The 14,835-nt window shown below is 72.1% G+C and carries 13 protein-coding genes and 2 pseudogenes; 5 read left to right on the plus strand and 10 right to left on the minus strand.

From position 1 onward, the window contains the following. Window positions 1-70 precede the first annotated feature (70 nt). The 3 genes and pseudogenes from IE257_RS18545 to IE257_RS18555 all read left to right on the plus strand — a co-directional run. Window positions 71-597 (plus strand): annotated as a pseudogene (locus IE257_RS18545) (sigma factor-like helix-turn-helix DNA-binding protein); the annotation flags it as partial. A 580-nt stretch (window positions 598-1,177) separates the two neighbouring features. Next, the gene (locus IE257_RS18550; protein WP_229920484.1) at window positions 1,178-3,244 is read left to right on the plus strand and encodes an RICIN domain-containing protein; all 2,067 of its coding nucleotides are present in this window, start codon (window positions 1,178-1,180) and stop codon (window positions 3,242-3,244) included. Between the two features lie 116 nt (window positions 3,245-3,360). Then, on the plus strand, window positions 3,361-3,999 hold the full coding sequence (locus IE257_RS18555) for a hypothetical protein (protein WP_189969942.1): 639 nt from the start codon (window positions 3,361-3,363) through the stop codon (window positions 3,997-3,999). A 41-nt stretch (window positions 4,000-4,040) separates the two neighbouring features. Here the strand turns inward: IE257_RS18555 and IE257_RS39195 are convergent, their stop codons facing one another. Further along, a complete protein-coding gene (locus IE257_RS39195) occupies window positions 4,041-4,535 on the minus strand; it encodes an ATP-grasp domain-containing protein (protein WP_308278565.1) in 495 nt (164 codons plus the stop codon). A gap of 157 nt (window positions 4,536-4,692) precedes the next feature. Then, on the minus strand, window positions 4,693-4,869 hold the full coding sequence (locus IE257_RS39200) for a DcsG N-terminal domain-containing protein (RefSeq protein WP_308278563.1): 177 nt from the start codon (window positions 4,867-4,869) through the stop codon (window positions 4,693-4,695). Between the two features lie 99 nt (window positions 4,870-4,968). Here IE257_RS39200 and IE257_RS18565 point away from each other — a divergent pair, with 99 nt between their 5' ends. Then, on the plus strand, window positions 4,969-6,027 hold the full coding sequence (locus IE257_RS18565; protein WP_189969944.1) for an endonuclease/exonuclease/phosphatase family protein: 1,059 nt from the start codon (window positions 4,969-4,971) through the stop codon (window positions 6,025-6,027). Here IE257_RS18565 and IE257_RS18570 read toward each other — a convergent pair. From IE257_RS18570 to IE257_RS18605, 8 genes and pseudogenes are all read right to left on the minus strand, one after another. Next, the gene (locus IE257_RS18570; protein WP_189969946.1) at window positions 6,022-6,990 is read right to left on the minus strand and encodes an NAD(P)-dependent alcohol dehydrogenase; all 969 of its coding nucleotides are present in this window, start codon (window positions 6,988-6,990) and stop codon (window positions 6,022-6,024) included. The two genes, IE257_RS18565 and IE257_RS18570, sit on opposite strands and share 6 nt — an antisense overlap. Then, window positions 6,987-7,220 (minus strand): helix-turn-helix transcriptional regulator, encoded by a 234-nt coding sequence (locus IE257_RS18575; RefSeq protein WP_189969948.1) that lies wholly within the window; start codon window positions 7,218-7,220, stop codon window positions 6,987-6,989. The genes IE257_RS18570 and IE257_RS18575 overlap by 4 nt, the downstream gene beginning before the upstream one ends. Then, on the minus strand, window positions 7,214-7,642 hold the full coding sequence (locus IE257_RS18580; protein ID WP_189969949.1) for a hypothetical protein: 429 nt from the start codon (window positions 7,640-7,642) through the stop codon (window positions 7,214-7,216). The genes IE257_RS18575 and IE257_RS18580 overlap by 7 nt, the downstream gene beginning before the upstream one ends. Window positions 7,643-7,778: 136 nt before the next feature. Then, entirely contained in the window at window positions 7,779-8,522 is a 744-nt protein-coding gene (locus tag IE257_RS18585) for an SOS response-associated peptidase (RefSeq protein WP_189969951.1), read from the minus strand. A 37-nt stretch (window positions 8,523-8,559) separates the two neighbouring features. After that, window positions 8,560-10,539 carry a helix-turn-helix domain-containing protein gene (locus tag IE257_RS18590; protein WP_189969953.1) on the minus strand — a complete coding sequence of 660 codons (1,980 nt, stop codon included), beginning with the start codon at window positions 10,537-10,539 and terminating at the stop codon, window positions 8,560-8,562. 90 nt (window positions 10,540-10,629) lie between these two features. Next, window positions 10,630-12,024, minus strand: a complete 1,395-nt coding sequence (locus tag IE257_RS18595) for an MFS transporter (RefSeq protein ID WP_189969955.1) — start codon at window positions 12,022-12,024, stop codon at window positions 10,630-10,632. Window positions 12,025-12,545: 521 nt separating this feature from the next. Beyond that, a pseudogene (locus IE257_RS18600) lies at window positions 12,546-13,565 on the minus strand (PEP/pyruvate-binding domain-containing protein); the annotation flags it as partial. Window positions 13,566-13,832: 267 nt separating this feature from the next. Then, window positions 13,833-14,117 carry an SHOCT domain-containing protein gene (locus IE257_RS18605; RefSeq protein WP_189969957.1) on the minus strand — a complete coding sequence of 95 codons (285 nt, stop codon included), beginning with the start codon at window positions 14,115-14,117 and terminating at the stop codon, window positions 13,833-13,835. Between the two features lie 419 nt (window positions 14,118-14,536). Here IE257_RS18605 and IE257_RS38455 point away from each other — a divergent pair, with 419 nt between their 5' ends. Further along, window positions 14,537-14,788 (plus strand): methyltransferase domain-containing protein, encoded by a 252-nt coding sequence (locus IE257_RS38455; RefSeq protein WP_209468388.1) that lies wholly within the window; start codon window positions 14,537-14,539, stop codon window positions 14,786-14,788. Window positions 14,789-14,835: the final 47 nt, after the last annotated feature.

Raw genomic sequence — 14,835 nt, forward strand, 5'->3', positions numbered from 1 at the left:
AAACGGACCCTGCGGCTCCTCAACTCCTATGTCCGCGACGCCCGTTGACCGGGTCGATATCGTCCGGGTCGAGCGCCTGGCCTTCGTCCTGCACGACCTGTTCGCCGTGCCCTTCGACGAGATCGCCCCCGTGCTCGGGCGCTCCGCCGCCACGACCCGGCAGCTCGCGAGCCGCGCCCGGCGGCGCGTTCGGGGCGCGACACCCGCTCCGGACCCCGACCGGGCCCGCCTGCGCACGATCGTCGACGCCTTCCTCGCCGCCCCGCGCGGCGGGGACCTCGACGCCCTCGTCGCCGTCCTCGACCCCGATGTGGTGGCACGCTCGGACGGGGGCACCCTGCGCCCCTCGCTGCTCCGCCGCGGTGCGGTCGACGTCGCCTCCCGGGCCGTCACCTTCGCCCGCTTCGCCGAAGCCGCGTACGCGGTGCCGGTCAACGGGACCCGGGGGGCGCGGTGGCGGACGGCCGGGCGCTGTCGGTGATGGCGTTCACCTTCGGAGACAGCAGGATCACCGCGCTGGACATCCTCACCGACCCCGAGCGCCTGGCACGCATCGACCTGAGCGTCATCGACGACCGACCCACGCCTCCGGGGTGATCCACCCCACACTTCGCCGCAACTCCAAGCCCCGCCGCGCCTTGCGCACGAATCCACGAGGACGAAGGGGCAACACCATGACCGAGAACACGGATGTGGTCGCGATCGACGGCGCAACCCGACCGACCCGGCCGCGCCGACCCGCATCAGGGCCGGAATCATGCCCCTCCTGTGGTGAACCCGTGCGTGACGCGCGGCCATTCCGTGCCCCTCGGGTGAACTCCTGCACCTCGCGCAGGCCTCGGCGGCCGGTACGGGCGATTCACGCCCCTCGCACCTCACGGGTCGTGACGGAGGGAATTCAGCTGGTAGCAATTAGGTGAATTCCTGACTGAATTCCCGTCAATAAGCCTCCACTTCATATCTCGATTTGATAACAACCCATCCTCGAAGGACTGGACCATTGGTGCGCGACGCGCGTAACTCCCCTTGTTTTATTGGGAGTTGACTGTTCGTCAAATCAGGCCGACAGGTAACGGAATGATTTCTCGACGCGCGCCCCCGTTTGTCCGAATTCTCCTCCGCTTTCGTCTGGCAGGCTTCCGCGCACCCAGTCTTCCGACAACGATTTGAGGTGCCCATGACAGGACGTCGCAGACGGCCTGCCGCCGCCGCCGACCACCGCCGCAAACCCCGGCGGTTGATACTCGTCACCGCCGCCACCGCAGCGGCGGGGCTGATAGCCGCAGGCATCGCCTATTCCGGAATCGGCGACGGCGCCCAGGCGGCCGCGCCCGTACAGGCCGCCGCCGCCGAGGCACCGGCCGCCGCGCCCGCGCGCGACCAGGAGCCCGAGCCGATCGCGGCCGCGCCCTCCAACGAGACCGAGCGCGGCATGATCTTCGACGGGCTGGAGGCCGCGCCGAAGGGCGACAAGTGCGTGGGTGTCTACCGCACCGCCGCCGGGCTGTGCACCCACGGCCCCGACGCCCCGCCCAAGGGCGTCGACATCACGAAGGACATCGAGCCCGCCGTCAAGGAGAAGGCTCCGGCGGCCGATCCGGCCAGCCCCGCGGCTGCCGACCCGGCCAGCAAGGAAGGCGGCGGGCGTCCTCAGGACGCGCCCGCGGCCGACGCCTCGGCCACCAAGGCCTCTGCGCCCGAACCGGCTGCCGCGGCCGGCAGCCAGAACGTCGCCGCCGGCCCCGCGGGCCAGACCGTCCAGTGCGACGGCGACGGCAGCACCGGCAACCGCGTGCAGGTCGTCTACGTCCACGCGCCGGGCAAGGACCGCTACTCCGAGTACGTCGCCTCGTTCCGCAAGTGGGCCGCCGACGCCGACCTCATCTACTCGGCGAGTGCCAAGGAGACCGGCGGAGTACGTCACATCCGCTACGTGACGGCCGCCGACTGCACCCCGACCGTGCTCAACATCGAGCTCCCGGCCTCCTCCCTGGCCGAGTTCAGCGCGACCAACAACGCGCTCGCCGGCAAGGGCCTCGACCGTCGCGACCGCAAGTACATGATCTTCGCCGACACCCAGGTCTACTGCGGCATCGGTACCTTCGCGGGCGACGAGCGGCCCGGCCAGGCCAACCAGAGCAACTTCGGCCCCTCCTACGGGCGTACCGACTCCGGCTGCTGGGGCGGTCACACCGCCGCGCACGAACTCGGCCACAACCTGGGCGCGGTCAACAACAGTGCCCCGAACACCAGCCGTGGCGCGCACTGCACGGACGAGTTCGACGTGATGTGCTACTCGGACACCCCGTACTACCCGCAGATGCGCAACATCTGCACCAACCAGGCGTCCGAGAACATCCTGGACTGCAACCACGACGACTACTTCCACACCAGTCCGAAGCCCGGCAGCTACCTGGCCACGCACTGGAACATCGCCGACAACCAGTTCCTCATGAAGAACAAGGGCGGCGGCACGGACCCGGGTCCGAACCCGAACCCGACCCCGACGCCCACCAAGAAGCCCACGCCGACGCCGACCAAGAAGCCGACCGGCGGACCGACCGTGACGGCGGCCCAGATCCAGTCCGACTCCGTCGTCGTGAGCTGGCCCAAGGTCGACGGCGCCTCCTGGTACGCGGTGCAGCTGAACGGCAAGCACCTGACGTGGGTCCAGTCCCAGGTGCTGCGCATCTACAACCTGCAGCCCAACACCGCCTACAAGGTCACCGTCTCGGTCCGCGACAGCTCCGGCCGTGACAGCGGACCCGGCAAGGCAGCGTCCTTCCGTACGACGGGCGCGGGCGGCGGCGCGACCACCCCTGGCACCCGCTACGTGCTCGGCAACGGCAGCACCGGCATGGCCGCGGAGCTGTGGGGCGGCCGCACCGCCGACGGCACGGTCCTCGTCGGCGGCCGCACCAACGGGTACGCCCAGCAGCAGTGGTACTTCGACGACGCGGGCAGCGGCCAGGTGCGCATCAAGTCCGCGGCCTCCGGCAAGTGCCTCCAGCCGGGCGGCACCCCCGCCGCGGGCATGTGGGTCTCCCAGCAGCCCTGCGCGGGCGGCAACAAGGCGCAGGCCTGGAAGCTGACCTCGCGCGGTGGCTCGGTGACCGTGACGGACGCGAGCGGCGGCTTCGCCCTCACCGTCAGCAGCCGTCCCTACTACGGGTACTGGCTGCTCGACCTCCAGCGCGCCGACGGCCGTGCGACGCAGGCCTGGACCCTGCAGAAGTCCGGCTGATCACTGCCACGGCGCAGCACCACCTGACGCCCTGACGGCGTGAAACCACCCCGGCGGACGGCCGCACCCCGCGGCCGTCCGCCGGCACCCCTCATCTTGACCGGAGCACCCCGACGATGCGCATACGAATCGTTTTCTCGGCCGCCCTGGCCGCACTCGGCCTCATGTTCGCGCTCCCCGCCGCGGCCCACGCCCACGGTGACACCGTGAAGGTGGTGGTGACCGGGCAGCGGGACGGCCACGTCACCGCCGATGTCACCTGGGAGAACGACGGGGACGCCGTCGACGAGGCCGTCGCCGCGACCGTGAACGCGGTCAGTGTCGACGGCACCCGCACCATGGGGCCGTGGCGACTGGTCCGCGACCCCGCCGCGGCGCCCGCGGGCTGGACCACGGCCGAGGCACTGCCGCCGGGTTCGTGGAAGGTCGGCGTCGACGTGGGCTTCCCGGCCCTGGGGCACGGCGAACTCGAAGTGGCCGTACCCGTGGTGGACCCCGCTCCGGTCGCCTCCGCGACGTCTCCCGTCACGCCGTCCGCAGCGCCGTCGTCGACTCCGTCGGCTGCTCCGGCGTCGGCCTCCCCCGCCTCGGCATCGGCCGCGTCCTCGGCGCAGGCACCGGATCCGGCCGCCGACACCGAGGGGTACGCCGTCTGGTGGACGACCGCGGGTGTGGCGGTGACCGCCATGGCCGGCGCGGCCGTGGGTCTCCTGCTCCGCCGCCGCCGACGCGTGCGGCTGGACCGGCTCGGCTAGTACCCGGTCCCCCGGGGGGGGGCGGAGCACCGTGCCGTGGCTTACCGGCCCACGGCCAGCGCGGCCGCGACCGCCTCGGCGAAGCGCTCCAGCCCCTGCGGGTTGATGCGCAGGAACAGGTTCGGCTCGATGAGTTCCAGCTCCATGACCACCGGTTCCCGGGCCTCGTCCAACGCCAGGTCCACCCGGGCGAACAGCAGGTCGCCCGGGTCGGGAACCGCGGCCAGCGCCGCCCTCGCCGTACGGAGCTCCGCCTCGGACGGCTCGTAGGGCGCGGCTCCGGGGTGCGGCACCCGGAAGTTGTCGATCAGGCCCGCCTCCGTCAGCAGCGGCTGCTTGCGGATCGCGTGGCTGAAGGTGCCGCCGAAGAAGACCAGGGCCCGCTCCCCCTCCGCCACGAGCGGCAGGTACGGCTGGACCATCGCCGTACGGCCCTGGTCCAGCAGCATCCGTGCGTGGCGCTCGGCGTCCGCCCCGCGGCCGGGTTCGTAGCGCGCGGTGTCCCGTGCGCCCGCGGAGACTGCGGGCTTGACCACCACTCCGTGCGGCCCGTCGAAGTCCGCCGCGTCGAGGCTCCAGCAGGTAGCGCTTGTCGCTGTTCCAGCGCACCAGCGGCGCCGGATTGCGCAGCCGGGTCACCTCGGCCGTCGCGTCGGCCCAGGCCAGGAACTCGGGCAAGCGGTCCGCGTAGTCTCAGGTCGACCGGATGATCGCGAGTTCGAACCCGTCCCATGGGGGCCGCTCCGCGTCCCAGGCGACCGCGTGCACCGACAGGCCCCCGTCCCGCAGCGCCGCGAGGACCAGCGGGAGGTCCGCGTCGACGTCGGCGCCGCCCTTGCTCGTCACGACCGCGACCCTTGCAGCACCCATGGGAGTCTCCCGTCCTCGTGCCCGGGACCGCCCGGTGCGGCCGCCGCTCCGGACGATCACTCTTCCACACGCGCCCGGCGGGAACCCGGCCGCCGGATCATGCGTCGTACGCAACGCGAGGCGGCAGACGGGCTGCGGCGGACGGGCGGGGCACCGGTGGTGGACGTGGCGGGGAGCGGTGCGCGGCGCACCGCCCGGTGGCGCCGGGGCACGGACGCGCGGGGCCGTACGGCTCGGACCCGAGGACGCGTTCTCGCGGCGTCGGCCGTACTGACGGCCGCGCTGCTGGTGTTCCACTCCGCGGTCCCCAACGCCGTGGGCCGCCCGGGCAGTCTGCTGGAGGCGTTCCTGCCCTGGCTGGGCCTCGCTGTTCCGGTCCTGCTCGTGGCGGGGCTGGTGCGCCGCTCGGTCACCGCGCTGGTGGCCGTGCTGCTGCCCGCGGCCGCCTGGGCCGTTCTCTTCGGCGGACTGCTGCTGCCCGCGGACCGCGGCGCGCACGACATCACGGCCGTCCAGCACAACGTGAGTGACGAGAACCCCGACCCCGCGGGCACCGCGCGCGCCCTGATCGGGTCCGCGCCCGACATCGTCGCCCTGGAGGAGCTGACGCCCGCCGCCCTGCCGGCCTACGAGGCGGCGCTGGCCCCCGAGTACCCGTTCCACGCGGTCGAGGGCACGGTCGGACTCTGGTCGAGGCATCCGCTCACCGACGTCCGCCGCGTGGACATCAGGCCCTCGGGCATCGGGGAGGGCTGGAACCGTGGCCTGCGCTGCGGTGTGCGCACGCCCCGGGGCGAGATCGCGGTGTACGTGGCGCACCTGCCCTCGGTCCGCTTCCGGTCGACCGGTTTCGGCTCGGGCCCGCGGGACGAGAGCGCGCGGCTGCTGAGCGCGGCCGTCGCCGCCGAGAAGGTGGAGCGGGTGGTCCTGCTGGGCGACCTCAACAGCACGGTGGACGACCGGGGTCTCGCCCCGCTGACCTCCCGGTTGAGCGCGCCGCGGCGGGGATTCGCCCTGAGCTGGCCCGCGGTCTTTCCGGTGGCCCGGATCGACCAGGTGCTGACCCGCTCGGCGACCGCGCCCGAGGTGTGGACGCTGCCCGCCACCGGCAGCGACCACCTGCCGGTCGCCGCCCGTATCAGGTTCGACGCCTCATAGCCGGATGACGAGCTTGCCCCGCACCTGGCCGTCCCGCAGCCGGCGAATGGCGTCGGGTACCTCGGCCAGCGGGTGGATCCGGTCGACGGCGGGGGTCACCGCACCCGCCTCGATGAGTTCCGTGAGGGCTTCGAGGTCGCGGCTGCGCACCAGGGTGCCGTGCGCGCGGAGCCGGTGGCCGACGAAGGGCGACAGCAGCATCGCGCCCAGCTGCCGCTCATTGCCGCCGATCCACTTGCCGCCGCCCTCCCCGCCGACGATGGCGAGGGTTCCGCGCGCAGTGAGGGCGCGACGCAGCCGGGCTATCGGGCGGTTGCCCGCGATGTCCAGGATGACGTCGTAGTGGCGGCTGCCGTCGACGGGGTCCTGGTGCGTGTAGTCGATGACCTCGTCGGCGCCGAGGGAGCGGACCAGGTCGGTCTTGGCGGTGCTGCACACTCCGGTGACGTGGGCTCCGTAGGCCTTGGCCACCTGTACGGCGAAGCTGCCCACGCCACCGGAGGCGCCGAGGACGAGGACGCTCCGGCCGGCTTCGACGCGCCCGCTGTCGCGTACGGCGCCCAGGGCGGTGCACCCGGAGACGGGTACGGCCGCGGCCTGTTCGAAGTCGAGGACGGCCGGCTTGGGAGCGAGCGTGCCCTCCTTGGCGACGGCGTACTCGGCGAAGGAGCCTGAGCAGTTGCCGTACACCTCGTCGCCCGGCCGGAAGCGGGTGACGTCCGGACCGACCGCTTCCACCACCCCCGCGACATCCATGCCGCGGACGCGCGTCCTGGGTGTCCGCAGGCCCGACACGGCCCGGACCGCGTAGGGCATCCCTGCCATGAGGTGCCAGACACCCTGGTCGACGCCGGCCGCGCGCACCCGTATGAGGACCTCGCCCCGGCCCGGCTCGGGCCGCTCCACCTCTTCGAGCCGCAGGACCTCGGGCGGTCCGTATATGTCCTGGACCATGGCCTTCATGAGTCGTCTCCCTCGGTGACGGTGTACTGGAACACGGAGTCGAGCGGTACCTGGAACACGCGGGCGATCTCGAAGGCCTTCTCCAGGGAGGGCGAGTAGCGGCCCTGTTCGATGGCGATCACCGTCTGCCGGGTCACTCCGATCCGGCGGGCGAGCTCGGCCTGGGTCATCTCTCCGTTGGCGAAGCGCAGGGCCCGGATGCTGTTGGTGACCCGGGTGGGCCTCACCACGGGTGGAAGCCGAGCCGGTAGGAGGCGATCTTCGCCATGGAGGCGAGCAGCGCCGACAGGACGAAGCCCAGACAGATCACGTTGGCGATCCAGAACTGGTCCGCCTCGACCATCGCGAGGAACATCCCGGCCACGGCGCCGATCGCGATGAACGACTGGCCGATGTGCTCACCGAACCGGTGGATCTCCCGGTCGCGCTGGTCCTTGACCTTGCCGTCCTCGGGCGAGATCAGCGACACGACGATGTGGAGCGCGATCGAGGCGACGATCGCCGCGCCGACCGACCACAGGAGCGCGGCGGCGTACGGCTGGTCGGCCAGGGGCACGCTCCCGGAGCGTCCGAGAACGACGGTCAGATACGCCCCGTACGCGAGGACCGTGACCACGATCATGATCCACGCGCGTTTCTCCTCGACTGCCACTGCCACTCCCGATGTAAAGAAAACCCGACATCGCCAGTGTCAAAGATCCAGGACACGATGTCAATATTTCTTTACCTCGCCACGCGCGGGCAAGGCGCGGGCCGGCCGAGGAGGGCGGATCGTCCCCGGGTGCGCCTCAGCGCCCCGGGGCGCTGGGCCCGTCGAGGAGTTCGGGGCCGTTGTTGCGCACGTTGTTGACCGCGGTCGACACGGCGCGGACGTCCAGCCGGCCGTCCGCCGGAGCGGCGAGCAGGGCCCGCAGGCGGTCCGGGTCCTGGTGCGAGGGGTCGAGCCAGGCCTCGTAGTCGGCCGGAGCGAGGGCGAGCGGCATCCGGGGGTGGACGCGGCCGGCCGCGTCGGTGGCCTCGGTGGTGATGATGGTGCAGGTCGCCCACCAGGCCGCCGGATCGTCGTCGTCCGTGACGGCGGGGTCGCGCCAGAACTCGTACAGCCCGGCCATCGCCATCACCTCGCCGTCCTCGGGGCGGATGAAGTACGGCTGCTTGTACGCCTTCACGGAGCCGGAGGCGGGGACCGGCTGCCACTCGTAGAACCCGTCGGCGGGCAGCAGGCACCGGCGCTTGGCGAAGGCGCGCCGGTAGGCGGGCTTCTCGTGGACCGTCTCCACCCGCGCATTGATCATCTTCGCGCCGCCGGAGAGGCTCTTCGACCAGGAGGGGACCAGCCCCCACCGCAGGGGGCGCAGTTGCCGCTCCAGTACGCCGCTCTCCCGGTCGGCGCGCTCCAGTACCGCCCACACCGCATCGGTCGGGGCCACGTTCCAGCTCGGCTCCAGCACGTGCCCCGGATCCGGGGGCGTGGCCTCGAAGAGGCCGGACAGGTCCTCGGGACTGCGGGTGGAAGCGTAACGGCCGCACATGCCGTCCACCCTGCCAGCTGAACCGGGTTCCCGCAGGCTACGGCGCGAAGTCGCCCGGGCCGGGGTCGCCGCCGCCGTCGTCGGGGCCGTTCACCCGGTGGATCCGCAGCGCGAGTTGGAGCTCCAGCGCCCGCTCGGGACGCTGCCAGTCACGGCCGAGCAGGCCGCCTATCCGGTCCAGGCGCTGCACCACGGTGTTCACGTGCACGTGAAGGGCCTCCGCGGCCCGGGACCGGCTCGTGCCGGAGTCGAAGTAGGCGCGGAGAGTGCGGGTGAGGTCGGTACCGCGCTTCGCGTCGTACGCGAGCACCGGCCCCAGGGTCTGGCGCACGTAGCCGCCCAGGTCGGTCTGGTCGCCGAGCAGCACCCCGAGGAAGCCCAGGTCACGCAGGGCCGCCCCGGTGCCTTCCCGGCCCAGGGCGCGCAGTGCGGTCCGGCACCGGCGGGCCTCCGCGTAGGCCTCGGCGAACTCCGCGGGGCCGGTGACCGGGCCGGCCGCTCCGACGGTGACCGGACCGGCGAGGGCCCGGCCGAGCTCGCCCGCGAGGCTCACGGCGGCCGGGCCGGTACCTGCCGCGCGGCCGGGGTCTGCGGCGGGCGGCTCGGCCGGGCACACGAGGACGACGTCCTCGTGGTGCAGACCGGCCAGCCCCTTGCGTGCCTGGGCGAGGCGGGCGGCGGCGGCCAGCAGCCGGGGCCTCGGCGCGGCCCCGGTGTGCAGGACGAACACGGCGTGCGGGCGGCCCAGGTTCACGCCGAGCCGCAGGGCGCGCGCCGCCAGTCCGGCCGGGTCGGCGGCCCGGGTGAGGAGGTCGCCGAGCAGTTCCCCCCGTACCCGGTCCTCCGTCTCGGCGACGGAGCGGCGCAGCAGCAGGAGCAGGGCGGTGACGAGGCTGGCGCGCTCGAAGAGGCGGCGGTCGGCGTCGTCGAGGTCGGCGCGGCCGGTCAGAGCGATGCTGCCGAGCAGTTCGTGGCCGGCGAGGACCGCGCACACCCAGGTTCCGTTCGCGCAGACCGCGCGTCCGCCGGCCCGGGACGCGGCGACGGCCTCGGCGGACGGTGGCCCGGAGTCGGTTCCCGCCCTGGCGAGTTCGGCGCCTTCTGCGTCGTGGACGAGGGTGCCGCCCTGCAGGACGGCACCGATGGCGGTGGCCACGTCGGTGACGTCGCCGCCGCGCAGCACCAGGTCGGTGAGCCGGTCGTGCGCGTCCTCGGCCCGTTGCACGGCCTCGCTGTGCGCCTCGATGGTCCGCGAGGCCTCATTGAGGTCGACGAGAGCGGTGCGCGTCTCGTCCAGCAGCCGGGCGCCGTCGATGGCTATGGCGGCGTGGTCGGCCAGGGAGGACAGCAGGGCGACCTCGTCGGGCGTGAAGGTACGGGCGGTGCGGTCCGCCGCGTACAGGACGCCGATCACCCGGGTACCCAGGCGCAGCGGTACGCCGAGGATGGCCCGCAGGCCCTCCTCCGTGACGGCGGTGTCGATCTTCGTGGTGTGCCGGAAGCGCCGGTCGTCGCGGTAGTCGCCGGTGGAGTAGGGGCGGGCGGTCTCCGCGACCAGCCCGCCGAGGCCCTCCCCCAGCCCCAGGCGCACCTGCTGGAACGCGGCGGAGACCGAGCCGTCCGTCACTCGCATGTACGTGTGGCCCGCCTCCTCGTCGTTGAGGGACAGGTACGTCACGTCCGTGCCGAGGAGCAGCTTGGCCCGGTGGACGATCGCCTTCAGCACGGCGTCCGGCTCCCGGAGCCGGGCGAGGTCGCCGGCGGTGTCGAAGAGGGCGGCGAGTTCGGCCTCGCGGCGACGGTGCTGGCTCAGGGTGCGCCGGATGCGGAGCGCGATCCGGGTGGCGTCCGCGAGCACGGCCGCATCCGCGTCGGAGAGTTCCCCGTCCTCGGGCGTACCGGCGGTCGGCGGGGCGAACTGCTCTGCGGGCGCGCCCCGGTCCAGCTGGTCCAGGAGGTCGCGCATCCGGAGCAGCGCGCCGGTGCCGGCGTTCCCGCTGTCGTCGGTGGTGGGCATCGGGTGCTCTCCGTGGTGCTGGACGGGGACGAGGGGCGGCGCCGGCCGAACCGTCACCGCCCCCGACCGCAAGCTCCGGCAGGAAAGAGGTCAGTTGTCGGCGGCCACCGGGTCGTGACCGGCCCGGCGGGCAGCGGGAACCGCGGTCTGCGCCGCGGCGTGTTCCCCGGTCAGGCTACGCCCGCAGGTCTCCTTCGCCACCAGGACGGTCAGCGTCGTGACCGCGGCCGCCGCGGCGAGGTAGACCGAAATGGGCAGGGACGAGTCGTAGTCGCGCAGCAGGGCCACGGCGATGATCGGGGCGAGTGCGCCGCCGATGATGGAGGCCAGCTGGGAGCCCATCGAGGCGCCGGAGTAGCGGACCTCGGTGTCGAACATCTCGGAGATGAAGGCCGCCTGCGGTCCGTACATGGCGCCGTGTAGGAGCAGCCCGACGGTCACGGCGGCGGCGATCACCGGGAAGGACTTGGAGTCCAGCAGCGCGAAGAACGCGAAGGCCCAGCCGATCATGCCCACCGATCCGATGAGGGTCACGGCGCGGCGCCCGACGCGGTCGGACAGCGCGCCCCACGCCGGAATGGTCACGAAATGGACGGCGGACCCGATGAGTACGGCGTTCAGGCCGTCGCTCTTGGGCAGCCCGAGGTGGCTGGTGACGTAGACGAGGAGGAAGGCGGTGATGACGTAGTACGAGATGTTCTCGCCGAGGCGGGTGCCGATCGCGGTCAGGACTCCGCGCCGGTTCGTCCGGAACACCTCGGCGACGGGCGGCTTGGCCCTGACCCCGGCGGCAGCCCGTTCCGCTGCCCTCGCCTGCGCCTGGAGGAAGACGGGGGACTCCGAGACCGACACCCGGATCCACAGGCCGATCACCACCAGCACGCCGGAGAGCAGGAACGGGATGCGCCACCCCCAGGCGAGGAAGGCCGCGTCGGACTGGACGGCGGCGAGCAGGGCGAGTACCCCGGTGGCCAGCAGGTTGCCTCCGGGCGCCCCGGCCTGGGGCCAGGAGGCCCAGAACCCGCGGCTCCGGTCGTCCCCGTGCTCGGAGACGAGCAGCACCGCCCCGCCCCACTCACCGCCGAGTGCGAACCCCTGGATCAGCCGCAGGAGGGTGAGGAGGACGGGGGCTCCGACGCCGATGCTCGCGTGGGTGGGCAGCAGCCCCATGGCGAAGGTGGCCCCGCCCATGAGGAGCAGGCTGAGGACGAGGAGCTTCTTGCGGCCGACCCTGTCCCCGTAGTGACCGAAGACCAGGCCGCCCAGCGGGCGGGCCGCGAAGCCGATCGCGTAGGTGAGGAAGGCGAGGAGGGTACCGACCAGGGGCTCGCTGCCGGGAAAGAACAGCTCGTTGAAGACGAGTGCGGCGGCCGAACCGTAGAGGAAGAAGTCGTACCACTCGACGGTGGTGCCGATCAGGCTCGCTGCGACGATTCTCCGTATGCCGGACGGGGCCGGTGCGGCGGCCGTTGCGGGGGAGGTCATGTGCACCACTTCCGGGGGGCTGCGGGGACGTTCCGTGTGGCCACACCGTAGAAGCCCCCAGGTCAGCGGCGTATGTGGTGGACCATCACAATCAGGCACCTACCTATGTGCCGCGCGACCACACCTTGGAGCCGAAGCCTCCGAGCACCCTCGAACGCAGCGGGAACAGACCCTGCCTGAATTGCAGAGTTGAACCCGATGGGGACATGCGGTGCTGGTTCGGAGCCGACTATGGAGCGTTGAGTACGACCCCGATCGCGCCCGTGGGGCGCCGCCCCACGGGTGCTGGCCTCCTCTGCCACGTGGCGGCTCAGCAACAGCCGAGACCACCTGCTCACCGGGCCTGCACATCAAGGCCTACGCCGAAGACCCGGCGAACTCTGCGCACCAGCTGATCACCGGTAGCCGCCGCGCGCTCGCCGCCCACACCACCGTCAGCACGCCGGCGCCCCACCGACTGCGGGCTCGGGCCCAGCCCCATCCGACCGAGTCCGGCCGACCGGTCCATGGCTCGCCTACGTGGTGTGCTTGCCGACCCGCGTCTCGAGCATCCACAGAGTGCCGCGCTCGATCGTGAACTCGATGTCGCACAGGTCGTGGTGGTGCGCTTCCAGCTGCTCCATGTAGCTGCGCAGGCGCTCGAACGAGGCCGGGTCCAGCGTGGCCAGCTCCTGGAGCGGCAAGGTGGTGCGGGCGCCCGAGACGACGTCGTCGCCCTGGGCGTTCGGCAGGTACTCGCCGTACAGCCCGGGACGCCCAGTGGTCGGATCACGGCTGAACGCGACGCCGCTGCCGGAGTCGGCTCCGAAGTTCCCGAAGACCATGCTCTGGACTGTGACCGCCGTTCCACGGTCGTCCGGGATGTGTTCGCCGTGCCGGCGGAAGCCGGCCTGCTCGCCGTTCCTCGACCGGAATGCGGCGAGGATCGCCTGCCGCAACTGCTCGGCCGGATCCTGCGGAAAGGCCCTCCCTGTGCGTTCGAGAATGATGTCCTTGAACGTTTCGACGACCCGAATAAGGTCGCAGGCGTCCAGACGGGAGTCGTTCACGACGCGGTGCTGCCCCTTGATTCGCCGGAGCACGTCTTCGAAAACTGAGCTTTCGACGCCCATGACCGTGCTGCCGAACATCTGCACAAGACGGCGGTAGGAATCCCATCCGAACCTCTCCCGTCCGGGCACCTTGGCCAACCCGAGCACGGACAGGTCGTTCAGGCCGATGTCCAGGATGGTCTCCATCATGCCCGGCGTGGAGCGCCCCGCCCCCGCCCTGACCGACAGCAACAGCGGGTTGTCCACCTGCCCCAGCCGCCTGCCGGCGGCCCGCTCCAGCGCAGCCAGGTGCTTGCTGATCTCGTGGTCCATGCCCTCCGGCGGCTCGCCGGTGGCCAGGAAGACGCGGCAGGCCTCGGCGGTGATGGTGAAGCCGGGCGGAACGGGCAGGCCCATGCACGCCATCTCCGCAAGGCTCGCGCCCTTGTCTCCGAGCAGATCGGCCAGGCCCCGGCCACCCTCGGTGAAGTCGTACACGTAGGACCCCATGACCTCCACCAGCCTGTTCGACGTGCCCTGTCATCTCGGGGCACAGACGCAGCCGCGCGGCCACGCGCCGTAGTGTGCGGGCACAACCGGCGGAACCACATGCTGCGCTGCCCCCCTCTGTTCGGTCTGACTGGCCGGATCGCCGCCGGGAGGGGCCGTTCGGCCCCTCCCGGCCCGCAAAGGTCCAGGCTTCCGCGCAGGTCCTGCTTGCCGGGGCCGCAGCGATGACGACGCTGCGGCGCTCGCGTTCCAGGCGGAGGGCCCGGCTCAGTTCTCTCCCGGTCCCCGCCGGCCTGGACCTGTCCCGTGCGCGCGCAATGCGGTCAGACGTTGTTCGTACTCCTCTTCGTCGATCTCGCCTCGGGCGAACCGTTCGGCGAGCACCTGCTTGGCGGAAGGCGCAACCGAGGGCTGCGCCGGGCCCGAGGGGAAGCGGTCGACGCTGCGGAGGAGCAGAACGACGGCCGCAACGGCCAGGGCCACGAGGAGGACCATGCTGAACGACATGACGGCCCAGCCCCATCCGCCCATTCCGTGGCCGTACCAGAACATGGCTCACGCTCCTGTTTCGATGGTCTGGGACACGGCCCACAGGGCATGTCCCCCATGCCCTCACTGTCCGTCGGCCCCTGCCGTCCGGGCATGGGCCGGTCGGGGTCGTGACCAGGGCCGATCGGCCCCTCCCCATGGCTTTGTCCGCCTCCTGGCACGCCTCCCGGCCCCTGATCGTCGCCGCAGGAGTCGGCTCATCGCCAACGACGTTGTGCCGGAAGTCGAGCACCGACAGCCCTGACGGCCGTGGCGCAGCGAGTGGGCGCGGTGACGACACGGTGCCCCTCTGGGGTGGCCTCGCGAAGGCCGGTTGTTGGATACCGGCCTGGTGAGGAAGGCGTCGGCATGTCGGAGTCCGAGCACGAGCTGGCCGAGGTTCACGTGCGCACTGGAAGCAGACCTACGGCGAGCACCCCGGTGTGTACGGCGAGGAACCGTCCGAGCCGGCGGTCCATGCCTCGGCTGTCTTCGGGGCCGTCGGCGCCCGCGAGGTGCTGGAGCCGGGTGCCGGCCACGGCCGTGAAGCGCTGTACTTCGCCCGCCAGGGTTTCTCCGTGTTGGCCGGCGACCTCAGCCCGGTGGGACTGGAACAGCTGCGTGAAGCCGCCGCTGCCCAAGGCGTGGCCGGGCGGGTCGCCACGGCGGTTCACGAGGTACGTGAGCCCCTGTAAACGAGGTTGCAGCGCTCGAGGAAGGGGGGCCTTCCGCGGCGGTTGTG

The organism is Streptomyces avidinii (genome assembly GCF_014650695.1).
GTDB lineage: Bacteria > Actinomycetota > Actinomycetes > Streptomycetales > Streptomycetaceae > Streptomyces > Streptomyces avidinii.

Excerpts from the sequence above, each read along its gene's own strand:
- IE257_RS18550 (WP_229920484.1), top strand. The coding sequence starts at position 1,178 with ATGACAGGACGTCGCAGACGGCCTGCCGCCGCCGCCGACCACCGCCGC.
- IE257_RS18555 (WP_189969942.1), top strand. The coding sequence starts at position 3,361 with ATGCGCATACGAATCGTTTTCTCGGCCGCCCTGGCCGCACTCGGCCTC.
- IE257_RS39200 (WP_308278563.1), bottom strand. The coding sequence starts at position 4,869 with ATGGGTGCTGCAAGGGTCGCGGTCGTGACGAGCAAGGGCGGCGCCGAC.
- IE257_RS18565 (WP_189969944.1), top strand. The coding sequence starts at position 4,969 with ATGCGTCGTACGCAACGCGAGGCGGCAGACGGGCTGCGGCGGACGGGC.
- IE257_RS18570 (WP_189969946.1), bottom strand. The coding sequence starts at position 6,990 with ATGAAGGCCATGGTCCAGGACATATACGGACCGCCCGAGGTCCTGCGG.
- IE257_RS18585 (WP_189969951.1), bottom strand. The coding sequence starts at position 8,522 with ATGTGCGGCCGTTACGCTTCCACCCGCAGTCCCGAGGACCTGTCCGGC.
- IE257_RS18590 (WP_189969953.1), bottom strand. The coding sequence starts at position 10,539 with ATGCCCACCACCGACGACAGCGGGAACGCCGGCACCGGCGCGCTGCTC.
- IE257_RS18595 (WP_189969955.1), bottom strand. The coding sequence starts at position 12,024 with ATGACCTCCCCCGCAACGGCCGCCGCACCGGCCCCGTCCGGCATACGG.
- IE257_RS18605 (WP_189969957.1), bottom strand. The coding sequence starts at position 14,117 with ATGTTCTGGTACGGCCACGGAATGGGCGGATGGGGCTGGGCCGTCATG.